Annotated in this window: 21 protein-coding genes and 2 pseudogenes; 9 read left to right on the top strand and 14 right to left on the bottom strand. The window is 59.7% G+C overall.

Going from position 1 to position 25117, the window contains the following annotated elements:
* The first annotated feature begins 22 nt into the window (after window positions 1-22).
* The 8 genes from FPZ52_RS12710 (at window position 23) to FPZ52_RS12675 (ending at window position 6966) form a co-directional block, all read left to right on the top strand.
* A complete protein-coding gene (locus tag FPZ52_RS12710) occupies window positions 23-1177 on the top strand; it encodes an ABC transporter substrate-binding protein (protein ID WP_146365975.1) in 1155 nt (384 codons plus the stop codon).
* Between the two features lie 12 nt (window positions 1178-1189).
* Entirely contained in the window at window positions 1190-2047 is an 858-nt protein-coding gene (locus FPZ52_RS12705) for an ABC transporter permease (protein WP_168201351.1), read from the top strand.
* 7 nt (window positions 2048-2054) lie between these two features.
* The gene (locus FPZ52_RS12700; RefSeq protein WP_146365973.1) at window positions 2055-2861 is read left to right on the top strand and encodes an ABC transporter permease; all 807 of its coding nucleotides are present in this window, start codon (window positions 2055-2057) and stop codon (window positions 2859-2861) included.
* Window positions 2862-2880: 19 nt separating this feature from the next.
* Complete coding sequence (locus FPZ52_RS12695; RefSeq protein WP_146365972.1) at window positions 2881-3636, top strand: SDR family NAD(P)-dependent oxidoreductase; 756 nt, start codon at window positions 2881-2883, stop codon at window positions 3634-3636.
* A 482-nt stretch (window positions 3637-4118) separates the two neighbouring features.
* Window positions 4119-4970, top strand: coding sequence for a DUF4394 domain-containing protein (locus tag FPZ52_RS12690; RefSeq protein WP_146365971.1), 852 nt, complete (start codon window positions 4119-4121; stop codon window positions 4968-4970).
* A gap of 128 nt (window positions 4971-5098) precedes the next feature.
* Window positions 5099-5641, top strand: coding sequence for a sigma-70 family RNA polymerase sigma factor (locus FPZ52_RS12685; RefSeq protein WP_146365970.1), 543 nt, complete (start codon window positions 5099-5101; stop codon window positions 5639-5641).
* Entirely contained in the window at window positions 5638-6324 is a 687-nt protein-coding gene (locus FPZ52_RS12680) for an anti-sigma factor (protein ID WP_146365969.1), read from the top strand. The genes FPZ52_RS12685 and FPZ52_RS12680 overlap by 4 nt, the downstream gene beginning before the upstream one ends.
* A gap of 90 nt (window positions 6325-6414) precedes the next feature.
* Window positions 6415-6966, top strand: coding sequence for a fasciclin domain-containing protein (locus tag FPZ52_RS12675; protein ID WP_146365968.1), 552 nt, complete (start codon window positions 6415-6417; stop codon window positions 6964-6966).
* A 312-nt stretch (window positions 6967-7278) separates the two neighbouring features.
* Here FPZ52_RS12675 and FPZ52_RS12670 read toward each other — a convergent pair whose 3' ends face one another.
* From FPZ52_RS12670 to FPZ52_RS12635, 9 genes and pseudogenes are all read right to left on the bottom strand, one after another.
* Complete coding sequence (locus FPZ52_RS12670) at window positions 7279-8841, bottom strand: ABC transporter substrate-binding protein (protein ID WP_146365967.1); 1563 nt, start codon at window positions 8839-8841, stop codon at window positions 7279-7281.
* A gap of 18 nt (window positions 8842-8859) precedes the next feature.
* The gene (locus FPZ52_RS12665; RefSeq protein ID WP_146365966.1) at window positions 8860-9960 is read right to left on the bottom strand and encodes a DUF917 domain-containing protein; all 1101 of its coding nucleotides are present in this window, start codon (window positions 9958-9960) and stop codon (window positions 8860-8862) included.
* The gene (locus FPZ52_RS12660) at window positions 9957-11060 is read right to left on the bottom strand and encodes a DUF917 domain-containing protein (RefSeq protein ID WP_146365965.1); all 1104 of its coding nucleotides are present in this window, start codon (window positions 11058-11060) and stop codon (window positions 9957-9959) included. The genes FPZ52_RS12665 and FPZ52_RS12660 overlap by 4 nt, the downstream gene beginning before the upstream one ends.
* The gene (locus tag FPZ52_RS12655; RefSeq protein WP_146365964.1) at window positions 11053-12609 is read right to left on the bottom strand and encodes a hydantoinase/oxoprolinase N-terminal domain-containing protein; all 1557 of its coding nucleotides are present in this window, start codon (window positions 12607-12609) and stop codon (window positions 11053-11055) included. Before FPZ52_RS12655 ends, FPZ52_RS12660 begins: the two co-directional genes overlap by 8 nt.
* A 16-nt stretch (window positions 12610-12625) precedes the next feature.
* The gene (locus FPZ52_RS12650; RefSeq protein WP_146365963.1) at window positions 12626-14302 is read right to left on the bottom strand and encodes a dipeptide ABC transporter ATP-binding protein; all 1677 of its coding nucleotides are present in this window, start codon (window positions 14300-14302) and stop codon (window positions 12626-12628) included.
* 3 nt (window positions 14303-14305) lie between these two features.
* Entirely contained in the window at window positions 14306-15178 is an 873-nt protein-coding gene (locus FPZ52_RS12645; RefSeq protein ID WP_146365962.1) for an ABC transporter permease, read from the bottom strand.
* A complete protein-coding gene (locus FPZ52_RS19430) occupies window positions 15178-15681 on the bottom strand; it encodes an ABC transporter permease (RefSeq protein ID WP_276617459.1) in 504 nt (167 codons plus the stop codon). The genes FPZ52_RS12645 and FPZ52_RS19430 overlap by 1 nt, the downstream gene beginning before the upstream one ends.
* Before the next feature lie 112 nt (window positions 15682-15793).
* A pseudogene (locus tag FPZ52_RS19425) lies at window positions 15794-16132 on the bottom strand (ABC transporter permease); the annotation flags it as partial.
* Window positions 16133-16307: 175 nt separating this feature from the next.
* Entirely contained in the window at window positions 16308-18566 is a 2259-nt protein-coding gene (locus FPZ52_RS12635) for a helix-turn-helix transcriptional regulator (RefSeq protein WP_146365961.1), read from the bottom strand.
* A 231-nt stretch (window positions 18567-18797) separates the two neighbouring features.
* On the opposite strand from FPZ52_RS12635, the pseudogene FPZ52_RS19265 reads away from it, so the two are divergent.
* A pseudogene (locus FPZ52_RS19265) lies at window positions 18798-18956 on the top strand (integrase core domain-containing protein); the annotation flags it as partial.
* Window positions 18957-19252: 296 nt separating this feature from the next.
* On the opposite strand, the gene FPZ52_RS12630 reads toward FPZ52_RS19265, so the two are convergent.
* The 5 genes from FPZ52_RS12630 to FPZ52_RS12610 all read right to left on the bottom strand — a co-directional run bounded on the left by FPZ52_RS12630 (window position 19253) and on the right by FPZ52_RS12610 (window position 24943).
* Window positions 19253-20080 carry an ABC transporter ATP-binding protein gene (locus FPZ52_RS12630; RefSeq protein ID WP_146365960.1) on the bottom strand — a complete coding sequence of 276 codons (828 nt, stop codon included), beginning with the start codon at window positions 20078-20080 and terminating at the stop codon, window positions 19253-19255.
* A complete protein-coding gene (locus FPZ52_RS12625) occupies window positions 20077-21096 on the bottom strand; it encodes an ABC transporter ATP-binding protein (RefSeq protein ID WP_420851713.1) in 1020 nt (339 codons plus the stop codon). Before FPZ52_RS12625 ends, FPZ52_RS12630 begins: the two co-directional genes overlap by 4 nt.
* Complete coding sequence (locus tag FPZ52_RS12620) at window positions 21093-21956, bottom strand: ABC transporter permease (RefSeq protein WP_146365959.1); 864 nt, start codon at window positions 21954-21956, stop codon at window positions 21093-21095. Before FPZ52_RS12620 ends, FPZ52_RS12625 begins: the two co-directional genes overlap by 4 nt.
* 5 nt (window positions 21957-21961) lie before the next feature.
* Window positions 21962-22966, bottom strand: a complete 1005-nt coding sequence (locus tag FPZ52_RS12615; RefSeq protein WP_146365958.1) for an ABC transporter permease — start codon at window positions 22964-22966, stop codon at window positions 21962-21964.
* An 81-nt stretch (window positions 22967-23047) separates the two neighbouring features.
* On the bottom strand, window positions 23048-24943 hold the full coding sequence (locus FPZ52_RS12610; protein ID WP_146365957.1) for an ABC transporter substrate-binding protein: 1896 nt from the start codon (window positions 24941-24943) through the stop codon (window positions 23048-23050).
* Between the last annotated feature and the right edge of the window lie 174 nt (window positions 24944-25117).

Here is a 25117-nt window from a genome sequence, read left to right as displayed (position 1 = left end):
TCAATCAACAGGGAAACAAAATATGACACAAGGCAATCAAACCATTTCGCGCAAACAGTTCATGGAAGAGCTGCGCCGCTATGAAAAGGGCTCGGTGACACGTCGCCACTTTCTGGGGGTGACCGGGCTTGGCACCGCAATGGCTGTCATGGGCGGCGCCGTGCCGGGGCTGATGCCGGGCCGGGCGCGCGCGCAGGATCTGGGCGACCGTGTCGTTCTTGCGACCTGGCCCAACTATCATGATCCGGCCAATTTCGACAATTTCGCCGCTGATACGAGTGTCTACAGCCAAGTGAATGTCTTCGGCTCCAACGAAGAGATGCTGGCCAAGATTCAGGCGGGCGGATCCGGCTGGGACGTGTTCGTGCCGACGAACTACGCGATCCCGACCTATGTCGAAGCCGATCTCATCGAACCGCTGGACCTGTCGAAACTGCCGAACTACGACGCCGCGGCCTTTGAACAGCGGTTCGCGGATGCGGGCACGATCGACGGCACCGTCTATGCCGTCCCCAAGAACTGGGGCACCACCGGCATCGCGTTCAACACCGACAAGACCGGCGGCGTCGTGGACAGCTGGAAATCCTTCTTCGACGGCGCGCGCGACCAGTGGGATGGCCGCGTGATGGTGCATGACTACCAGTTGACGACCATCGGGAACGCGCTGGTCTATTTCGGCCATTCCTTCAACTCGGTCGACCCGGCCGAACTGGCGGATGCCGAGAAACTGCTGATCGAGGTCAAGCCGCACCTGTTTGCCATTTCCTCCGACTACCAGCCCGCCATGCGCAATGGCGATGCCTGGCTGACGATGTGCTGGACCGGTGACGGCAAGCAGCTGAATTCCGACCTGCCCGAGATCGGCTTTGCCCTTGGCAAGGAAGGCGGCGAAATCTGGTCGGATTACTACGCCATCCCGAAGGACGCGCCCCACAAGGAAGCGGCCTATGCGCTGATCAACTACCTTCTCGATCCCGAGGTGAACGCCCTCGAGGCGCAGGCGCATGGCTATCCCGTCGCGGACAGCCGCACCAACGCGCTGCTGCCCGAGGAACTCCTGAACGATCCCATTCTCTACCCGGCGGCGGAAAGCCTGAACGCGCTCGAATTCGGGGCCGCGGTCACGCTGACCGATCCCAACCGGGCCGAGCTGATGGCACGCTTCAAGTCGGCTTGAGGCCAGCGGACGATGGCCATGACAAAGGCACGAACCCGGGCCTTGCTGCTGACACCGGCGGGGCTGTGGTACGCGGCGCTCCTGCTGTTGCCACTGGCCGTCGTCCTGATCTTTTCGTTCGGCGAGCGTAGCGCCATCGGCGGCTACGCTCCCGGATTCACCTTCGAACAGTATGCCAACCTGCCGTCGCGGCTGGCGGCCTTCCAGAACACGCTGACGCTTGCGCCGCTCGGGACGCTCGCGTCGCTGCTGATCGCCTACCCGCTGGCCTATTTCCTGGCGGTCAAGGTGTCGCCGCAGTGGAAAACGACCCTGCTGGTTCTGGTGATCGTGCCGTTCTGGACCTCGATCCTGATCCGGTCCTATGCGTGGATCTTCCTGCTGGGCGGCCGCGGTCTGCCCGCGTTGCTGGAAAGTTTTGGGCTGCCCGAGATCCGGATGATCAACACGCCCTTCGCCGTGCTGGTCGGCATCGTCTATGGCTATCTGCCGTTGATGGTGTTCCCGATCTATGTCGCCCTCGAAAAGCTGGACAAGCGGCTGTTGGAGGCCTCGGCCGATCTGGGCACGCCGCCCTGGCGCAGTTTCCTGCAGATCACCCTGCCCCTGTCCATGCCCGGCGTCCTGACCGGATCTATGCTGGTCTTCATCCTGCTGATGGGCGAATTCCTGATCCCCGCGCTTCTGGGGGGCGGCAAGGTGTTCTTCGTCGGCAACGCGCTGGTGGACCTGTTCCTGCAATCGCGGAACTGGGCCTTCGGATCGGCAGTCGCGGTGGCGCTGGTGGTGATCATGCTGATCTGCGTCGGTCTTTATCGTCGCGCCCTGGGACGCTTTGCCAGCGGTCCCGACGATGTAAGCCTGATGTGAGGCCGGAATGAGAATTTACGCCGCTTTCGTCTACCTGTTCCTCTACCTGCCCATCGCGACCATCGCGCTGTTTTCCTTCACGGCGGGCCGATCGGCCACCTCGATGCAGGGCTTTTCGGTGCAGTGGTACGGCCGCGCCCTGAACAATCCCTTCGTCATGGAGGCGCTGTGGACCTCGGTCAGGATCGCCTTCTTCTCGGCCCTGCTCGCGGCGGTGGTCGGCACGATGGCGGCGCTGGCGCTGACGGGGATGCAGGGGCGCATCAGGATGGTCTTCGACACGATGGTCCAGGTCGCGGTGATGATTCCGGGCATCGTGATTGGCATCGCCACCTTGATCGCGCTCGTGTCCGTCTTCGATATCGTGAACCCGGTTCTGGAGTCTGCGCTTGGCTGGAAACTTTCGCTGGGCACCGGATCCTTGATCGGTGCGCATGGGATGTTCACCATGTCGCTGGTGATCCTTCTGGTCCGAGGGCGGCTCGAAACGCTGGATCGTCAGTTGATCGAAGCCTCCTCCGATCTGGGTGCTCATCCCTTCGCCACCTTTCGTCAGGTTACGCTGCCACTGATCGCCCCGGCGGTTTTGGCAGGGTTCCTGCTGGCTTTTACCTTCAGCTTCGATGATTTCATCATCGCCTTCTTCGTGGCGGGCTCGGAAACTACGCTGCCGATCTATGTATTCTCGTCGATCCGGCGAGGCGTGACCCCGGAAATCAATGCAATCGGCACGATGGTGATGGCTGCTTCGCTGACAATCCTCATCGGTGCGCAACTGTTGCTGCGACGCAGCAGAAAGACCGCCGGACAATAACCAGTTTCAGGAGAAAGACATGCTCAAGGACCGCATCGTTCTGGTAACGGGCGCAGGGTCGGGTATCGGTCGCGCCGGCGCTATTGCAATGGCCCGGGAAGGCGCGACGACGATCGTCACGGATCTGCGCGGGGACCTGGCCGAAAGCACCGCATCGGCCATTCGCGATCAGGGCGGCACGGCCGACGGTCGGGCGCTTGATGTGACCGATGATGACGCGGTTGCCATGGAAGTGACTCGCACTCTTGATACTTACGGCCGAATCGATGTGCTGCACAGCCATGCAGGGGTTCAGATCCCCGGAAAGCTCGAAGAGGTAACCGCCGCGCAAATGGACACAGCCTGGGCGCTGAACGTACGCGCGCATTTTGTTCTGTCAAAGGCGGTGGTGGGTCCGATGCGCAATCAGGGCGGCGGCTCGGTCATCGTCACCGCATCAAATTCTGGATGCCAGTACGATCGCGGCATGATCAGCTATGCAACGACCAAACATGCTGCCGTCGCGATGGTCAAACAGATGGCAGCCGACTACGCCCGCGATAACATCCGGTTCAACGCGCTCTGCCCCGGTTTTGTCGACACGCCATTCAATGCGGGGTTTGAAAAACAGATGGGTGGACGGTCGGAGCTGGAACATTATGTTTCCGACACCATCCCTATGGGCCGGTGGGCCAGCCCGGAAGAAATCGCGGATGGTATTATCTATCTGGCCTCTGACAGGTCGAGCTTTGTAACCGGTTTGGCGCTCGTAATTGATGGCGGCGAGGTGCTTTAGGGCCAAACCGGGCATTGCCAACTCGCCTGCGAGGCTGGGGAGTCCTTCGGGCGATATCGTCAAGCCATTGACCGCAATTCTGACCACCGATAGCGCCTCGGGATACTGCCCGCTGTGAGAATGCTGTGTGCTGCACAGCGGCCGTCAAGCCTATAAAAACACGGCGCTTTCCGTCGTTGGTTTGGTTTTGACACGACGATCCAGTCACCCATGGCAAAAGATGCGTGCAGCGAGGCAGTACTGCCGCCGCCCAAACCATGATGATGCGTCGACTGCGCGTGATCTCATGACTGGAACACAGTGCCCTCAATTCTGCGTAGCGGATGAACATCCCGTTCGCCGTGCATCTACATGGTTGTCTACGACTCATCGACAGGACAAAAAAGTACCTATGCCGTGCAACTTTTGGGCACCGCCTTTCGTGGCTGAGATCAGAGCATACGCAATTCGGCGTGTGACCTGAAAAAACGAAAGGTAGCACTATGAAAAATCCGGCTCTTGTAACCTCTCTGATCGCCCTCGCCGCCGGCCCGGTGTTTGCTGACGGGCATGCGGCCATCTCTGGCTACGCCCTGGCGGACGACGGCGCGACGCTGGTTATCATGAGCGACCTCGACAACCCCGCCGACGCGACCACGCAAGGCCTGTCATCGCCGCTTCGAGCGATCGCATGGCGTCCGGTCACCGGTGAGCTGTTGGGTTTCGCTGACGGCATGATCGCAACTATTGATCCGATGTCAGGCGAAATGACCGATCTGGGTGCCTCCTTCATGGACGATGCGATGATCGGGGACAGCGCGATGGTCGGCTTCGACTTCAACAACCAGATTGACGCCGCGCGCGCCGTGACATCGGCGGGCGACAACCTGGTGTATTTCCCCGACGGCTTTGGCGACAGCGACGAGCGCGCAGGGTCTGTGCGTCGTTTCACCAGCCTGGCCTATGCGGATGGGGATGCGATGGAGGGCATGACACCGATGATCTTCGCGAACGCCTATACAAACGCGATTAACGGGAAGACGGCTGAAACGACGTTCCAATATGCGCTCGATGCCGATACCGATACGCTCGTTAGCCTTGCCAACAACGCCGGGGCGCTTGAAACCATAGGCAAGATCACAGTCGACGGAACGCCAGTCGACCTTACCCCAATGGGCGGGTTTGACATCGTTTCGCCCAACGAAGGTGAGAATATGGGCCTAGCCATCCTCCAGCTTGAAGGTGCTTCGATTGCCGGGCTCTACGAAATTGACCTCGAAACTGGTGCCGCCACGATGAAGGCCGATCTCGGCATGGGGGGCTTCACGGGCTTCGCGGCATCGCTTGGCATGTAGGCCCTGATCGTAAGGTACGAGTTGTCAGAGTTGAGTGCTGGCGGGTCCGGGCGGCAAGAGGTTGCCGTTCGGACCCGCCTGTGCGACGAAGTAGCGGAAGGCAGGGTTTTCGATGGCTACGCGCAAGAATGACAAACCATGAGGACATCGAACAGCTGATTGCCAAAGTTGCACTTGGTGACAGGACCGCCTTTGCTTCGCTCTACGACGCAACAAGCGGCAAGCTCTTCGCGGTCTGCCTGAGGATATTGAAGAACCGGTCATCAGCTGAAGACGCGCTACAAGACGTCTATATGCGCGTCTGGCACAAGGCGGATCGCTACGCCGTAACTGGTCACAGCCCGATGACATGGCTGATCACCGTTGCACGAAATCTGGCGATTGATCGGCTGCGCGCGACGAAGGCCAAGCACGTAGACCTCGACAGTGCGGGCGAGTTGGTCGAAACGCGCCCGGATCCAGAAGCCACAAGTATCGCTGCATCAGAGCAGCGCCGGATCAGCGCCTGTTTCGATGAGCTGCCCTCCGATCGAGCCGCTGCTGTACGTGCTGCATATCTTGACGGCGCAACGTATCAGACCCTCGCGGCCCGTTTCGACGTCCCACTGAACACCATGCGTACTTGGCTAAGGCGCAGTTTGATATCCTTGAAGGAGTGCCTTTCGCGATGAGCGACCAACAGGACATCAGCGAAGACGAGGCGCTGGTCGCTGAGTACGTCTTGCGCCTGCTGGACGCAGATGCGGAGCGAGCCTTGGAGGCACGGCTTCAGTCAGAGCCCGACTTGCGGGCGCGCGTGCAGTTCTGGGAAGGCGAATTTGCGAACCTGGCAGTAGACCTCCCGGATGAAACGCCGTCGTCGTCGGTCCGGTCGGGACTTCTCGCTGAACTGAATGGTAAGGTAACTGCGCCGCGGTTTGGCTGGGTGCGGGGATGGCTTGCGTTGCCGGGGCTGGTGGCGGTTGTGATCGCTGCATTTTTCGCCTTCAGCCCGATCCTGCGCGCCCCTGCCTTCGATCCGGCGTTCCACGCTACATTGATTTCTGACGACGGCAGCGTGCATATCGAAGCCGGGTATGCCCCGAACGGCAGCTTGTTCAAGGTGATCCCGGAACAGGGCAAGCCGCTGCCCGGTCGTGACTTCGAGCTATGGGTCATCGGAGAGAACGCCACTGCGCCGGTGTCGCTTGGCGTGATCTCATCAGACGGAGAGATCACATTCGAGATCAGCCCAGAGATTGCCGCTTTGATCGAAGGCGGCACACTTGCTGTTTCCGACGAACCGGAAGGCGGATCGCCGACGGGTGCACCGACGGGTACGATCTTGGCCACTGACGAGTTCTTCGACGTATAATTCTGTAATCGACTGAAACTTATTACCCGGTCCTGCCGTGTCTCCCCTGTATCCGCAAATGAACGCGGGCAACCACCAGAGGAGAAGAAGATGAAGATCGTTTCCAAACTGACCGCCGCCGCCGTGGCGCTGACCATCGCAACTGCTGCGAACGCAGAAAACCCAATGGTCGGCGGCGCCCCCATGCTCGAGACGAAGAACATCGTTGAAAACGCGGTGAACTCGGCTGACCACACGACCCTTGTGGCCGCCGTCGAGGCGGCAGGTTTGGTCGAAACGCTGCAGGGTCCGGGGCCCTTTACCGTCTTCGCACCCGTGAACGACGCTTTCGCCGCGCTTCCCGAGGGAACAGTCGATACGCTCCTGAAGCCCGAGAACAAGGACATGCTGGTTAAGGTCCTGACCGCGCATGTGGTCGCCGGCGACTGGTCTGCCGCAGAGATAGCACAACAGGCGCGGGCCTCCTCCGACGGCTTCTATCACTTCAACGCGGTGTCAGGTGACGCCTTGTCGGCTCAGGTCAGGGGCAACAACGTCTACATCTACGACGAAAACGGTAATGCGAGTCGCGTGACAATCGCGGATGTCGATCAGTTGAACGGTGTCATCCACGTCGTCGACACTGTCCTCGTTCCGAAGTAAGCCGAGCAATATCGACAGGGCAGTGTTCGACGCAATCGTCGTCGGCAACGCAGAAATGGCGCGGGCCTCGCACCACGCTCATCGCGGGCGCGCCAAGGCATTGTTGCTCGGATTTCTTGGAAAACATCGGCTGACGAAGTTGTAGAAACTTTCCGACAACGAGCCGCGCTATTTTCTTTTCGACGACATTGCCCGACGCCTTAGCCGCGCCCTTCCAGTGTGCCACCTCCGCACTCATTCTGGACGTGCTTGTCCGCCAGATCAGACAAGGCATGCAAGGGGCAAGCGTTCCGACGCTTGCCCCGCTTGAAGTCAGTTCTCGCAGGACCAGCTGAAGCGTGAAAAATCGAAATCCCAGCTTTGCATCGGCACCCATTCATAGCCTTGCAGGCACTCATGCGCCGCAAAACGACGTTCTTGCGCCAGAAGCCAGACGGACCGCTGATCTTCGACGAGCTTGCTATAGATATCCTGATAGATCCCGTTGCGCGCGTCCGTGTCGGTTTCCGCGCGCGACGCCTCGATCATCTCGTCGATTGCCGGGTCTTCCACCCAGTCCATTCCGGACCACGTCCCCGACGCGTCGGAATCGTACTGAACATAGAACACCGAATCCGGCGATGGGTAGGTCGGACCGTAGAACACCTGCGTCGTGTGCGGCGTGGTCTCGATGGATGAAGCCAGCTCGGTGATCCGGTTCCAGGGCTCCGGGCGGATTTCGACGTCAAACCCGATGCTGTCCAGCGTCGCCTTGAACAGAAGGGCGATCTCTTCCTCGAACGGTGTGTTCGACACATAGGTATGAACCAGCTTGATTGGCCCCTGCCCGGCATATTCCGACTGGGCCAGTTCTTCCTGTGCGGCTGTCAGGTCATAGACAGGCGCCTCGGCATCATCCGGGATGGCGGCCTCGAAGACATCGGCGAGCGGCCCCTTCATGATGGCACCCGGATAAATCACCTCGCGGATCGTGTCGTAATCCATCGCCATGGCGATTGCCTTGCGGACATGGACGTCATCGGTAGGCGCGACTTGATTGTTCATCTTGATGTAAAATCCGGTCGCCGTCGGGGCCGTGATCACCCGGTAGTTTTCCAGCGCGCCGATCCCTTCATAGGTTTCCAGCGACTGGTATTGCGATGAGATCCCCAGTTCCTCGCGCTGCGCAAGTGCGCGTACGGTTGCCTCGTCACGGGTGATGACAAAGCGAACCTCGTCAATCGGCTTCTCGTTGGGCCAGCCGGCATGATAGCCGTCATAGCGCGCCAGCGTCATTTGTGCTCCGCGATCCCAGCTTTGCAGGCTGTAGGGACCGGCCCCCGCGCTGGAATCAGCAAGGAACGTCTCGCCCCACTCATCTCCATCGGCGGTCTCGATCGCATCTTCATTCACGACCAGCAGCAGCGGCGTGATCGAGATGAAGGGCGCATAGACCTTGGACAGCTTGATTTCGACCGTCTGGTCGTCAAGCGCGGTCACACTGTCTTCGGAAATCAGATCGCTGAACAGATATGCCGGACCTTCATTGATCCCGATCAGCCGCTTGATCGAATAGACCACATCCTGCGCGGTGACCGGCGATCCGTCCTGAAATGTCGCCCCCGCCTTCAGATGGAAGGTATAGGTCAGGCTGTCATCCGAAATATCCCAGCTTTCGGCCAGCTGGGGTGTGACCTGGCCGCTGCCATCAACCGTGGTAAGGGCGTCATAAAGGTTCACCGCCGCCATGTATTCCGTGTAGTCGTTGATCTTCGCGGGATCGATCGTGCCGAATATCTGCACGGCGTTCACCGTGATCGCCACCTGGTCGTCCTGGGCTATCGCGGGCACTGCCGTCAGCGCGCAAAGGGCCGTTGCTCCAAGTAGTCTTTTCATATCTTCAACCTCCTGTGGTTATGTCTTTGACGCGTTTGTCAGGTCTTCAATCGGGGAAAATGCATGCGCGTAGCCAAAGTATCCGGGACCCGCCAGATCAAGTCCCGCATCGGTGCGCCATTGCGGATCTGCCGGCAGGCCGATCAGCCGGATGGCCAAGCCGAACCGCAGCGATTCCGTGGTCACCGGAAGCCCGCCATCCGCATCAAGCGCACAAATCAGGTCGGGCGTCAGCGCCAGTGGCACCCCGTCATCGTCTTCCAGGCACAGGAACTCGTTCTGGAATGACAGGTAGAACTCCTTGCCTTGCTGATCTTCCAGCCCGCGCAGGATCGCCCGCCCCCGTGCGAACCCGCCTTCAGTCTTGCGTTCGATATCGACGACACGTCCAGTGCACAGATCATATCCGCCGCACCGCTTTATCAGCGCATCGCCGGGGTGGCGGTTCGACCGACGTTCCGACTGGATGGCGCGCCCGATTTCCAGCACCAGCCCAAGGGTGTTACGCAGGATACCGCGCTTCATCTCGGCTCCGCTCATCGGATACAGCGCGACCAGTGCCGCGCCGCCCATCTCGACCGTTTGCGCACGAGCCAGACGTTCCGTCCAAAGGTTGGAAATGGCGTTCAGAACGCTGCTGTTGCCCTTGTCGTCTGCCAGGACCATCGGCGTGGCCGACACATCGTGCATCGTGAAACTGACCATCTGCAGTTCCGGAAAGGCCCGGCCCATCCCGTCACCGTCGATCAGCGGCAGCCCCGTTGCGGCAGAAACGGCGAACGGGATTGTCGAATTCAGCCCGCCCGCCTCGATGCAGATCAGGTAGTCCGCCTTTCGACCCAGATAGGCCTCCAACGCGGCCAGCGCTCCCAAGGCCTCGTGGCCATTTGGCAGCTTTTCCAACATGACAGTGGGCGCACCCATCATGCAGACGGGCACACACAACGCATCATCGGGAACATCCGCGGGATCGATAACCGTGACCGGACCGCTTTGCCGCATGGCACGCTCCGCCATCAGCTTGCCGATGTAAGGGTCGCCGCCGCCGCCTGTTCCAAGGAAGGCACCGCCAAGCGCGATGGCCTCCATGTCCTCCTGTGTGACGGTGAATCCGCTCATGCCGCCTCCGCAAGTGGCTTGTAGATCACATCGGGAAACCCGAAACAGGCTGGCCCCACCACATCCAGCGCCTGCGGTGTTCGCAGCAGTTCATGGCAGGGAAGCGCCAGAACCGCGATCCGTTGACCGTAGCGCAGGATTTCCGTCGTGATCGGCAGGCCCGTATCCAGGTCCAGCACGACAACCAGATCCGGCACGCAGGTAACCATCTGACCGTCACGTTCGAACATCAGGTATTCGTTCTGGATGGTGATCTGTCCGATCGATCCGCGATAGCTGTCCAACCCTTCTATGCTGGCAACGCCCACGTTGAAGCCGCCTTTGAAATGCCGCTTCAGATCGTTGATCTTGCCCGAAAAGATGTGCTGCCCACCCTCGCGTTCGCAAATCGCTGCAATCGGATCGGAATGTGTTTTGCGCGCATCCATGACCGCACGTCCCAGCCCGATGGCCTGCGTGTAGGTGTGCGGTATGGAATAGCGTTTGACATAGGCCCCGCTCATCGGTGCCGACGCCAGAACCGACGCTCCGCCCTGTGCGATCACGCAGGCCCGCGCCATGGTTTCGTGCCATTTTTCAGTGATGGCATTCTCGAAGGCGACCGCATTGCCATGGGGGTCGCACATGACCGACGGGGTCGAACGATGCCCATAGATGGAATAGGTCGTCATCTGCATCTCGGGAAAGGCACGCCCCATCCCGTCGCCATCGACAACGGGGAGACCCGCAAAGGCCCCGGTGATCAGCGGCTCCATGGAATTCTGACCACCGATCTCTTCGCAGGCGACGGCATCGGCCTTGAAACCCAGCCGTTCTTCCAGCGACCGTAGACAGCGCAACCCTTCACGCCCTTCCTTCAGCCGCTCGAAAGATACCAAGGGTGCGCCTATGCCCCCAAGCGGCACGACCATCGCCTCATCGGCAATGGCATTGAGCGGCAGAACCTTCAGCTCATAGCCTTCGCGCAGCGCCTGTCTTGCACGCAGCTTTCCGATATAGGGGTTTCCGCCCCCACCGGTGCCCAGGATTCCGGACCCGATTTCCAGCGCGTCGATATCCTCTTCAGTGAGAACCCAGCATTGATCCTTCAGGTCACGCATGGACGTCTCCCATTTCTCCGACGACTTTCAGGTGAATGCGCGTGGCATTGCCCGGCAGATAGGCCAGCGGCACATCCTCGCGCTCGATTACCGTCAGGGTGTCTGCCTTTGCGCCTGCTGCAATCGCCGCGTCGTTCGCTTCCTTCTCGGCTGCGGCAAGGCATTCCTCGCGGCTTGTGCCATCCAGCGCGAAGATGCGATCGACCTCGCCTGAAATCTGGGCAATGGCCGCGCCGACAGCGTTGGCCACGGCGAAGTTTTCGGGCCGCAGCACCTCCAGATCACCGATATGGTCGGGCGCAAGGATCGACCCGCCACCAACGGCAATCACCGGGATGGGATCCGGGCTGATCCGGCTGCGCTCAACGGCCATTTCCAGCATGTCGGCAATGCCCTGCCTGGCCGCCTCCACCAGCGCCGGGTCGATATCCGCCACCTTGGAGGCATCACCGATTTCTGCCATGCCCGCACGCACCGCGATATCTGTCGTGGTCAAGGTCTCGCCCCCGAACACCAGGGCATCCGTGGTCAGACGGTAGCCCACCGATTTCGGACCGATCTGAAGATTGTCGGCTGTGCCCGCGATCATCGTCCCACCGCCAAGGCCGACGGAAAACACGTCCGGCATCCGGAAGTTCGTGCGTACACCGCCCACATCGACAACCGTGGCCGCCTGCCTTGGGAAACCGTGCTGCAAGGCGCCCACATCTGTAGTCGTGCCGCCGATGTCGATCACGATGGCTTCCTTGACGCCAGTCAGGAACGCGGCACCGCGCATGGAATTGGTCGGCCCGGACGCAAAGGTCAGCACCGGGAACCTGCGCACCATATCCGCCGCCATCAATGTCCCGTCATTTTGCGTGACGAAGAACGGGCAGGTCAGTCCGGCACCTTTCAGCGCGTTGCCAAACGCCTCGACCGTCTGATCCGACAGGCTCAGCAGGCTGGCATTCATGATTGCCGCACTCTCGCGCTCCAGCAGGCCGATACGCCCGATTTCACTCGACAGCACCACGGGCAGGTCCGGGCATACCTCGCGCAGCAGATCGCGTGCCCGAAGTTCCATGTCCTGATTGATGGGCGAGAAGACGGAGCTGATTGCCGCCGCCTTGATCCCCTTGTCGGCGATGTCCTTGGCGATGCGGGTGATCTCGTCCTCATCGAGCGCCGCGATTTCGCGACCGTCGAATTCATAGCCGCCGCGCACGAGGTAGCGATGACCGCCAACCATTTCGACCAGGTCCTCGGGCCAGTCCACCATCGGCGGCAGGCAGGCCGTGGCGGGCAGTCCCAGACGGATCGCCGCCACGGGATCAAGCGCGCGCCGCTCGATCACCGCATTCGTGAAATGCGTCGTTCCGATCATGGTGACGTCAATCGCGTCACGTTCAACGCCCGCCTTTTCGATGACGGCCTCCAGGGCATTGGAAATCCCGCTCATCACGTCTTCGGTGGTGGAACTCTTGACACCCGCCAGCACTTCCCGGTCCCGCAGGATCACGGCGTCCGTATTGGTGCCGCCGACATCAATGCCTAGTCTCAGAACCATACTCTTCTCCTTTGGCTCATGCCGCTGAGGACACGAGGAATTGTTGTTTTTCTTCGAGGGTGACGCTTGGCTTCGCCGCCTCCTCGGCATCGGTGATGACCGGGATCGCCGCGATCAGCGCGCGCGTGTAAGGGTGCTGCGGATCGCCGAAGACCTCGCGCGGTGTGCCCTGTTCAACCAACTCGCCCCGCAGCATGATCGCGATGCGTGAACAGAAGTTGCGCATCAGCGACAGATCATGGCTGATGAACAGATAGGTCAGCCCAAGTTCGTCACGCAGCTCTTCCAACAACGCGATGACGCGCTTTTGCACCGAGACGTCCAGCGCCGAGGTTGGCTCATCCAGCACGATCAATCGCGGATTCGCGGCCAGTGCGCGCGCGATTGCCACCCGCTGCTTCTGCCCGCCGGACAGTTCATGCGGATAGCGGCTGATGAAACTGCGCGGCAGATCCACCCGTTCCAGCAACTCGTCCATCCGGTGGGACTGGTCCTTGCGATCCAACCCGGCAAAATTCAACGGCACGGACAACGTCTGCCCGATCGTGCGCTTGGGGTTCAGCGAGGTGCCCGGGTTCTGGTAGACGATCTGCGCCAGCGAACGATCCGCCCGCCCTTCGGCCATCTCCTGAAGCGGAACGCCGTCCAGCGTCACGCGGCCCTGGCTGGGGTTCATGATCCCCATCACCATCCGCGCAACCGTTGTCTTGCCGGACCCGCTTTCGCCTGCCAGCCCGAAAATCTCTCCCGTCCGGATATCGATATCGACACCTCGAACGGCATGGGTCTGGTGGTTGGGTCGCAACAACCGGCTTTCGGTGAAGGTCTTGCTGACACCGTCCAGATGGATCATCGTCTCGCCTGCCGCGACCGGCTGATCCTTGACCTGCGCACCGTAAAGCGGCGGTATCGCACCGATCAGCTCCCGCGTGTAATCCGTCTGCGGTGCCTCGAAGATGCGCTTCAGCGGCCCGTGTTCCACGACCTCGCCCTTGCACATCACATACACATAATCCGCCGTCATTCGCACAACACCCAGATTATGGGTGATCATCAGCAGCGACAGGCCCTCATCCCGAACCAGCCCGTTGATCAGCTTCAGGATCTCGTCCTGCGTGGTCACATCAAGCGCAGTTCCCGGCTCGTCTGCGATCAGCAGCGCCGGCTTGTTCATCAGCGCCAGCGCAATCAGCACACGTTGGCGCATACCGCCCGACAGCTGCGACGGGTAAGACCGGATCACCCGATCGGGATCGGACAGCTGAACCTTGCGAAGAACCTGCGTAATATGTGCGCGCCGTTCGCCACGGCCGCGTTTGCGACCCGCGCGCCGATCCGCCCAGAACAACACATCGTCGAGATGTCGCCCGATGGTGAAGACCGGGTTGAACGAAGATAACGGGTCCTGCATGACCACCGACATCTCGATGCCCTTCAGGCCCTCGCGGGCCGCATCGGACTTCTTCAACAAGTCTTCGCCGCGCCACAAGACTTCGCCGCCCGTGATATCGGCATTGCCGGGCAGCGTGTTGAGCACCGCTTTCGAGGTGATCGACTTGCCCGATCCCGTCTCGCCGATCAGCGCAACACGTTGCCCCTGCGCGATTTTCAGCGACACGTCCTTCAGGATATCCACCTTGCGGCCATAGCTGGTGAAGCTCAGGTTCAGATTGCGTACATCAAGCAGATCCATCGCTCACACCTCCACGTCGAACATGTCGCGCAGGCCGTCGCCCAGCAGGTTGAACCCCAGCGTCGCGTAGAAGATCGCCAGACCGGGGGCCAGCACGCCCCACCATTTCTCGGGCAGGAACTGCCGCCCATCGGCAACCATCGTGCCCAGGTCCGGCGTGGGTGGCTGAACGCCGAGTCCAAGGAATGACAGCGTCGCACCAAACAGGATGATGAAGGCCGCATCCAGCGTGGTCTTTACCGAAATCACCGCGATGCAGTTGGGAAGGATCTCGCGCAACAGGATATGCAGATGCGACGCCCCGGCCAGTCGCGCGGCCTCGACGAAATCTTCGGCGGCCACGGATTTGGATACGCGGTAGACAAGCCGCGCATGCCATGTCCACCACAGCAGTGCGATGGCCAGCATCGCATTGGTCAGGCTCGGGGTCAGAACGTTGCCCACGGCCAGCGCCATCACCAGCGGTGGGATAGCCAGCATGACATTGGTGAAACCCGTGATCAGCCGTTCGGTCCAGCCGCCGAAATACCCGGCCAGCAACCCCAGCGCACCGCCAACCGGTACTGCAACCAGAAGGACGCCTGCGACCAGCATCAGCGACACCCGGAAGCCATAGATCACACGGGTCAGGATATCCCGGCCCACCTTGTCCGTGCCGAGCAGATATTCCGCATCTGGCGGCAGATGCTTGGCCCGGAAATTGATGGCTGCCCCCGCATGGTCAGGGTAAGGCGCGATCAGTGGCGCGAAGATCGCACAGATTATGACGGACGCGACCATGACTGCACCCAACACGGCGACCGGATTGGCACGAAAGCGCATCCAGGCCATCTGGCGTGCCGATAGCACATCAGGCTGTTCGGTCGTTGCGGACATTAGCGGCCCTCCTTGATGCTGAGACGCGGGTCCAGAAAGCCGATGGCGATATCGATCAGGAGGTTCGCCACCACGAAGAAGCAACCCGAGACCAGCACCACGGCCATCACCGCGTTCAGGTCTTTCTGCATGACCGCCTCCAGCCCCGCAGAGGCAAAGCCGCCCCAGGAAAAGACCATCTCGACCACGAAGGCGTTTCCAATCAGCGATGCGAACTCCAGGCCCATGATGGTAAGCGGCGCGATGGACGACAGCTTGAGAAGGTAGCGAAAGGTCACGACCCGCCCCGGAACACCGAAGCTGCGCAGCGTCTGCACGTGATCGCGACGTTGATGCTCGATCATTGCCGACCGCGTGATCCGCATGATCTGGCCGATCCCCGACATTGCCAGCGCAAGCGCCGGGAATGCTAGGTGCCGCAAGGCGTCCAGCGTGACATCCAGCCGCCCTGTCAGAATGCCGTCGATCGTGTAAAGGCCCGGTGGGCCCGTTGAGATCGGCAAGATCGCGCGAAATACGTCCCAAAAGCGGCCAGTCGCTCAGGTAATAAGCCGCGCAAAGTTGCAATAGGATCGCGAACAGGAAGCTCGGCATCGTCACACCGATCAACGAAACAATCCGCAACACAGCATCGATCCAGCTATTGCGATAACGCGCGGCCAATACACCAAGCGGCACACCAACAATCAACATGATGACCAGCGTTGTCATGACGAGTTCGAGTGTGGCAGGAAGGAGCCCCGCAATCTCCTGCGCGACCGGCTTGCCTGAAATCAGCGAATTGCCGAAATCTCCCTGAACGGCGCCCGACAGGAAGTTGACGAATTGAACGGGTAAGGGATCGTCCAGCCCCATATCCGTGCGCAACGCGTCGACCTGTTCCTGTGAAGCCGTTGGTCCCAATGCAATCCGGGCCGGGTCTCCGGGCACGACCCGGGCTAGCACGAAGATCATCAGCGCCAGCACCAGAAGCACCCGACGAAACCGATGATCCGGCGCAGAAGAAACTCTGCAAAACCTGATGTCATCCGACAATGTCTCCCCTAGTTGCTGGCAGCGTGACAGTTACGTGACGTCTTATCTAGGCAGCCAAGGGATAGGTTTTGTTATACTTGGGATAGGTTATTTGTCAGGTAGCGATGAATCCGCGCACTCTGGCCCGTTCGACGGCATCCTTTCGATTCTGTGCATCGAGTTTTCGATAAAGATTCTTGAGGTGAAACTTTACGGTTGGAACGCTCAGCTCCATCTCCCGCGCAATTGCCTTGTTCGAACAGCCTTCCGCCAGCAAAAGCAGCTCACGCCACTCCTGCCGCGACAAAGGGCCGGTACCGAATGCGGCGAGTGCGCCGCGCCGCATGTTTCGCGGAACGGGCGCATCGCGCAGCTCTGCCGTCATCATACGGGCGTCTTCCAGAAGCGGCAGGACAAACACCCGCTCCTCCAGGATCGGCGCGACGCAATGACGGCGATCGCAATGCAGCAAGACGTCCAGCAGGTACTGCCTGGCCCGGACAACATGGCCCTGCCGCCGCGCGACCCAAGTCTGCCATATCCGCAAGCAGATCCTCTGCCTTTCCGAAGTCGCCGGGTTCTTTTCGAGCGCGGCAAGCCGATCCGGCAAGTCCTTGTCGCGTGGATGCTCGAAGCATTGCTGCCGCAACCATAGCATGGCCTGCAGAATATCTTCCGGTGTACGCAAATCATACAGGTTGTGTACAGCGCTCTCCATCCAGACACGCCCAATCCTCGCAGCCATTGCATCGAGTCTCAGCCGCGCGTCGCGCCACCGTCGCGCGCCCTGAAGAACCGCAACCTGGCGCTGCTCGATCAGCAACTGGAACCGCCGGGTTCTCCAGGATTGCAGGTTCCAGCCTTCCACAAAACGCATCGCGATGTCTTTGCCATGCAACTGCAAAAGCGCATCGCCTCCAATTGCCACGGCCAGTTCCGCCAGCGATGGCCAAAGCTCGCCATAGGTGAAGTCACGAAATGTCGATAAGGAAAACTCCGACATAGGTTCCGCATCGCCACGCTCATAAACGGCTACAGCGTTGAGAAGACTTATAAACCTTTGATCCTGCGGTGTCTCGAACGGCGTCTTTGCAAGTGCCGCCTTGGCGTGTTGCAGATGCTCTTCAGCCCGCGCGGGGAAGCCGGTCCGCACTTGGATTATCGCGCGGTGAAGGTGGATGAAAAACTCCAGGTAAGGCGCGTTCGCCTGCTGGTAATGGGCAAGCGATCGGCTCGCCGCCTCCGCGGCCTCGACGAAACGCTCTGCCCGGATATGCAATTCCAGCACCGCATTATAAATCCCGCCGCGCAGCAAATGATCGTCCGCCGGCAGCCGCGCCAACACGTTCGAAGCTTCGGAAAAAATATGCTGCCGAACGTTCCCCGACCGATAGATCGCGTACATCAATCGACAAAACAGAAGTTGCGGCGCCGTTTGCTCCCATCCCTCGGGGGTCTCCGACAGGTCCAGATACCGCGCGCCTGCGGCCTCTGCCAACAGATGCGCCGCACGCTCGGTGTCTCCCATCTTGGCTGAAACGAGGAACGCCAAGCCGATCACGTCAGGATGGGGATCGAGGCGAAACGCGTCCAACACCTTTTGACCTGCCGCCCTCCCATGAAGATGCATGAAGAATAGCCCGCCTTCATCGCAAAGCATGCTGCGCGCGAGATCGCGTCGACCGCTTCTGACTGCGGCAACGATACCTTCTGCCGGATCGAGCACCCGGCCGAGCAAGACCGCATGTCGTGACGACACCGGCCACGCCTCGCTCGCTTCGCGAAGCAACTCGGCCAGGCCAGGCGTTGCAATCCTGATATGATCGTTTTCAATCGCGCAGACCGGTCCCAGCCAAGTCGTGAGGTCTCGTTCATCGGGTATCAGCCGGTCCCTTGGAATTCCCGACCCGGCTCGCGACAGCGCGTGCAACATGTCTCGCACGATGGCCGGGTAGGACGTCAGCGCTTCAGCCAGATAGCGTACGGCACTTCGACGAGTAGCCCCTTCTCGCGCAAAGAATGCATCGAGAGCAGGCCATCCCGCCGATTGATCAAAAGCGATCGCTTGCTCGCGGGTAAGAAAAAATTCGGCATTCCCGATCTCGAGAACTTCTCCATAGACGCGCAACCGATCCAAGCCTTGAATTTGATCAGGACGACCCGCGACAAGCAGATCCTCGTCCGCAGGTGCGAGCTTTGTATTCGCTCCGACGTCAAGGTCGTGGATATGCCTTTGGACACCCGGCACCGCGCGCTGGTAGCACCGTAACAGAGTTGTCCTGCCGGTGCCGGGCAAGGCATTCAGCAGAACTAGCCGCTCCTTGGCAGCCTGTACCCGCTGTACCAACGATGGAATGGGAAAGGGAGCAGACATATAGTGACATTAGTTTGGCTACGGAACGCTTCGCACCTTAGTTCGCCGATGTCGCAGTTGTCGATCCGTAGGATAGTGTCACAGGCAAAGCGCAATGCCCGACAACTGGCGATGCACGTTGCCGATTTGCCAATGTTTGTAATCTACGGTCGGGATTGGCCTGGTAAACGGTTACGGCGAAGCTGAACCACGTCTCCGGCCACCGCTTCATCGTGCCTGGTCTTGCCCCGTTTCAACGGACGAATGCACGGCGAGTTGCGAAAGGGAGAAATCCTCTATTCGCTGCGGGATGCCCAGATCATCATCAAAAATGGAGGGAACACTAAACGTACACACAGCACCTTGGGCTTTCGTCCACCAGCGCCCGAGGCCATCGTCCCGAAGGACTAAGGGCCAACCATGCACAAACTCTCAGAATGGGCCACCCAAGTGGGGCGGTCCAGTTCTTTCACGGCGCGGCCCCACGAGATAGCGTCCGGGCTTGGCCATTGGTCAGACAAGGGCCTTCGCAATCGTGGAAAAAACAGTCAGCTCCCGCTTCGAATACGGGAGCGAACGATGCTGGGTTTCCATTCGCCAGGCGCTTTGCTCGCGGAATAACGGCCAAAGGTTACGTGAAATCACCAACCATGATCGTCGGTTTCCACCGAGGTATGGCATCACTCTGCAATGGACTGACAGTGATGTTATCCAAGACGGATTACCTCGTGGGCACGTTCCGGGTCTGGTGGCAACACGGCCTCTTTGAGGGCTCGTGAATATGGATGTTGGGGGTTATCCAACACCTCTTTCGCCAACCCTGACTCGACAATCTCGCCGGATTTCATAATGATGAGCCGATCCGATATGTAGTATGCCGTGGCAAGATCATGCGTGATATAAATGATCGATACACCCAGCTGGTCGCGCAGCTCTCGAAACAAGTTCACGATCGACATGCGCAGAGACGCGTCCACCATGGACACGGGTTCATCGGCGATGATCAGATCGGGTTTCGGTATTAACGCGCGTGCCACAGCGATCCGCTGAAGTTGGCCGCCGGACAATTCATGTGAATAGCGGCCCCGCACCTCGTCCATGGACAGGCCAACAAGCTGGAGCGACTCTTCGGAAAGGGCTTCTTCATCCTTCCGAGATCGCGCGCCGCGAAATCTCCTTGCCGTCGAGAACAGATAGGAATCTATGCGTGTCAACGGGTTGAAGGCCTCGAACGGGTTTTGAAAGATCGGCTGGACACGTGACATGAAGCGCTGTTTTTCTTGGCCGGACCGCCGATCCGTGATGTCTTCGCCAAGCACGCTGATGGACCCCGAACTTGGCTTTTCCGACCCAAGGATCATGTTTGCCAGCGTCGATTTCCCGCTGCCGGACTGACCGACGATCGCGAAGACTTCGGGGATGTCATCGTCCAGGGTGAAGCTGACATGTTTAACCGCGTTCACGGTTCGCGCCGAAAACAGACCACCACTGCGGAACTGCTTCGAAACATCATCGAGTTGAAGTACATGAGTCATGCGATTTCGGCCTCCCCGGCCCTCCAGCAGGCAACGCGACTTTCACCGTGGTTCCCTTCGAGCGGTGGTGCATCGGTCTTGCATTTGTCCACGGCCAGGGGGCAACGCGGGTGAAACGGGCAACCGCTTGGCGGGTTCGCAAGATTCGGCGGCCGACCCGGCAAGCTGTCGCGCGGGCGGTCATCCCCGATCCGGGGAAGGCTGGATATCAAATGCGTCGTGTAGGGATGCTTTGGCGCCCGGAACAGTTCCAGCGATGGGGCTTCTTCCACCAGCCGCCCTCCGTAGACGATGCCGATCCGATCCGCGATGGTCGCATGGACAGACATGTCATGGGTCACGAAGATGATGGACGATCCCTGTTGAAGCTGAACCTCCTTGATCATGCGCAGCACGTCGCGCTGCACGATGACATCAAGGGCCGTTGTCGGTTCGTCCGCAATGATGAATTCCGGATGACAGACGGTGGCGAGCGCAATCGTCGTTCGCTGACGCATCCCGCCCGACAATTGATGCGGATACGACATGAGGATCGCGGGATCGAGTTGCAGCTTCGTCAGGTGCCGCTCGACTGTGTCCCAGAATTCGCGTTTTCCCATGTTCATATGCGGAAAGGCGAAGTCATAGAATGACTGGCGTATCTTTCTTACCGGGTTGAGCACGGACATCGACCCTTGCATGATGTAGCTCAGGTGACGCCATCGCAGCGACCTGATGTCCACGGCCGGATCGTAGATGTCGATGTGCTTGCCACCGAAGTTGTAGTTGACACTGCCCCCCACGATCTGGAGAGGCGGGCGGATCGCGCCGGCAAGCGCCTTCACGAGGCTTGTCTTCCCCGACCCGGATTCACCGGCCAGCCCGTAAACCTCGCCCCGCCGGACGCGTAGCGTGGCCCCGTCAACGGCCTTCACCTGCCGAGAAATGCCGTAGCCGTCTACCATGTAGTAAGCCCTGAGGTCATCCACCGTCAGAACGTCGTCAGGTGCGACCGGATGCTCGCGTATTTCCATCATGCGACACCTCCCATGCGATCCAGGCGGCTGCGCGGATCGACATATTCATTCACGGACATCGCCAGCAGGAAAAGCCCGAGAAACAGCAGGACGATGGCAAGGATGGGAAACGCGATCCACCACCAGATGCCCGAAATGATGGCCTGATGCTGGTTTGCCCAGTAGATCATGCCCCCGATGGTCGGGCGGTTGATGTCGGTGAAGCCGAGCACGGACAAGGTCACCTCCAGGCTGATTGCCCAAATGAGGTTGTTCATCGCCGTGAAGAAGATGATCGGCAGAACATAGGGCAGATGCTCGCGCACCAGGATGCGCCAGGTGCTCATCCCCGAAAACACGCCATGGCGGGTGAATTCCCGTGTTCGCAGGCTCATGGACACGGAACGGATCAGCCGGCTGTCGTAGGTCCAGCCCAGAAGCGCGGCGCAAACGGCCAGCAACGGCCATGTCATCTGTTCGCGGAGCACGAAGTATACAAGCAGCAGGATCGGGATGTTGGGCAGGGCGATGAAAGTGTCGTTGATCGACATCAGGATACGGTCTGCCCGTCCACCGAGATAGCCGGATACCATGCCCACCGAAATCGCGATAAGCCGGCTCAGGATGGTGACGGTGAGACCAAACGCCATGGTGTTCCAGACAGCCTCGGACAGTTGCCACAACACATCCTGCCCCCGCGAGGTCGTCCCGAACCAATGCTCGCCGGAGGGCGGCAGGTCAGGGGGCAGCAGATACAGGTTGTATCCCGGATACGGTGTCCAGAAATGGGCGGCGGCGAATATGAGGACCATCAGCGTCAGGGTGAACCCGGCGAGGAATTCGACATTGTAGCGCAGAAGGTCCCGAATGACTTTGAACATGTTGATTATCCCAGCTTTACGCGCGGATCGATGAGCGGATAGAGAATGTCGATCAGAAGAACCGCAACGGCGACCGCAAAGATCGAGATCGTGGTCACACCGAGCACGAGACTGTAATCGCCCCTGTAAATGCCCTGGATCAGCAAACGGCCCATACCCGGATAGTTGAACAGGAATTCCACGATAACGGTGCCGCCGAAAATCTGGCCCAGTTGCATCGCGAGACCGGTCAGTTGCGGCAGCATCGCGTTGCGCGCGACATACTGGCTGAATATCTTACGCCTCTTTACTCCGGCAAGTTCGGCGTAAATGACATAGTCATCGGTCACCACGTTCGACACCAGCGAGCGCATGCCGATGAACCAGCCGCCAAGACCCGCAAGAACGAGTGAGAACGCCGGCAGGAAGCCGTGATAGAGGACCGACTGAATGTAGGCCCAGTTCAATCCCGATTCCATGTTCATGCGTGCGCCGCCCGAGATCGGAAAGATCGGGAACACATAGCCCAGAACGATCAGAAGGATCAGCCCGATGAAATAGTGCGGGACCGGATTGATCGTCATGATCGCAATGCCCAGTAGCTTGAGCAGTTTCGAATTGCGGAAGTATCCTGCCAGGGCTCCGATCAGGTTTCCAAGAACGAAGGTGATCAGGATCGAGGTCAGCAACAACCCGATCGTCCACGGGGCGGCATTCGCGATAAGGGTCGTTACAGGTGTCGGGAAGGCCGATAGCGACGGTCCGAAATCAGCGTGCAGCACGCGCCCCCAGAAATTCAGGTACTGTTCCAGAAGATTGCCCTGCAGCCCGTATAGTTCGGTCAGGGACTCGCGCATCATTTCGACGGCGCGCGGATCGCTTGCCCCGAAACTGGTAAGCTGTGTCAAGGATTGCTCGACCGGATCGACCGGTGATAGATTTGTTATCAGGAAAGCCAAGGTCACCCCCGTGAAGATCACGAAGACGAACTGCGCCAACCTTTTCAGAATATAGGCTGTCAGACTGCTCATTTACTGCGTCGCCTTTGATTGAAGTGCCGAGACGCGATGGGCGCGATGAAATCCTCGCGCCCATCGGAAATGATCAATGGCTCAGTCGTTGCCGTTCTTTTCAAGCTCTACGACCATGTAGCGAATGTTGGACCAGAAGGGCCCGGAGGCGGAGTACGGGTTCTCGATGCTGGGAAACCCAGTCCAGTAAGTCGTGTCGAAGGGAGCGAACTTGTTGTATGCCATGAGCGGGATCATCGGCATTTCATCGACGGCAAGCTTCAGCAGGTCCTGTCCCAGTTCGATCACTTCAGGCGCGTCGAATCCGACCATTCGGTTGGCCTCGACAATCCGGTCCAGTTCCGGGTGTTCCCACCGCTGCATGTTGCGCGGCGGCTGGGTTTCGCCAATCGGGCGCAGGAAGTCGGAGTGGTAACTTTCCAGGAAGAAGCTCAGATCGGGATGACCACCCCAGGTTTCCACGGTCCAGGCGATGGCCGCGTCGTAATCGCCTACATCAATGCGCTGCCAATGGGTGGGCCCGGCCACGACAACCTCGGTCGGGATACCCGCCATGGACCATTGTTGCGCAATGATCGTCCCTGCCCGCGCGAGCGTCGGAATGTTGTCGCCCTCGACCTGAAGGCGCATCTCGAAAGGTTCGCCGTCCGGTGTCGTCCAGCCGTTTCCGTTTTGGGTAAAGCCAGCGCTGCGCAGCAGTTCAGCCGCCGCATCCGCGTTTTGCTGCCACCATCCGAAGCCGAACATGCGCTTGCGCAGGTCCGGGTCTTCGGGGATCGTGTCGCCCCATTGCGGTGTGACAAGGCTTGCGATCTGGTCGGCGATGTCCGGATTATAGGGTTTGATGACACTCTCGCCCGTATCCAGCTCGTAGTTCATGAGCCATTCCTGCATCGGCTCGTAGTAGTCGGGGATTGAAGTCCCCGTGGGAGGCACGGCGAGCGCAGCGATATTGGCCGCCCCGCGATACGATCCCATCGAGACCGCGCGGATATCGATCAGCAACGCCAATGCCCAACGCACCTTCGGATCCGAAAGCTCGGGCAGTTGGTTGTTGAGGATCACCGACGGAAGCGTCGGATCGGGGTGGGCAAACGGGAAGCCGGGCAACCACTGGGCCGTATTCTCGGCGGCGTCGCGCGCGATCGTGAACATGCCCTCGGGTGCAATGTCATTGATCACGTCCAGATTGTGGTTGAGTTGTTCGATCACGCGCGCGTCGGGGTTTCCGGCGGTACGGTAAACGACATACTTTACATCGGGCGCCTCATCCAGGGTCATCCCGATCGACGTACGTTCCCAATCATCTCGCAGCTTCCAGATCGCCCATTGCCCGTTGGCGTCGTAGTTTTCCATTTCGTAGGCTGACAGTGAAACGGGCGGATTGAAGGAATAGGTAAGCGGGTCTTCGACGGCGCTGAAGACATGCTCCGGCATGATCCATGCCGCGTTCCAGCGCACGGTAAACAGCGTGTGGAACCGCGAATTCGGCGCCTTGAGGTTGAAGACCACCGTGTGGTCGTCGGGGGCTTCCACGCTATCGACATTGATGGTGAACGGTGCGGACCAGTTCATACCCGGGTGTGCGATCTGGGTTTCGACGGTGTAGACGACATCTTCGGCCGTGAACGGCTCACCATCGCTCCAGAAGATCCCGTCCTTCAGCGTCACCGTCATCTGCGTGAAGTCTTCATTATATTCGGGTCGTGCTGCGGCCAGCGCATTCTGCCAGGCCGTGTCGCCGGAGCCTTCGGGGTTGATGAACCACAAGGTATCCGCCGACAACTGCTGGTTTCCGTTCGGGTTCGCACCTCCGCCGGGCGCCCAAAGGTTGAACCAATCGGCATTCTGCGCGGCAGGTCCTTGAATTATGAGTGTTTCTTCACGCGGCAGGCCCGCGATGAAATCCTGCGCGACAACGGGCGCGGCAACGGCAAAGGCCCCTATCGTCGCTACAATGAGCTTTCGAAGTTTCATGTATCCTCCCTAAGATCCGGCTCTCGTAAAATGCGAGGCTCTGACCTTCCTCCTGGAAAGGGTGTCTGCAGGACGCCCAATGCCCGCATTTATTGACAATAAATACCAATCAGACAACAAAAATTATAGAGGCATAGCTATAACTAGCTGTTTTTTCTATAAACAAATATTCGA

Source organism: Qingshengfaniella alkalisoli, assembly GCF_007855645.1.
Taxonomy (GTDB): domain Bacteria; phylum Pseudomonadota; class Alphaproteobacteria; order Rhodobacterales; family Rhodobacteraceae; genus Qingshengfaniella; species Qingshengfaniella alkalisoli.
The sequence above is the reverse complement of the archived record's forward strand: the minus strand, read 5'-3'. Positions and strand labels throughout refer to the sequence as shown.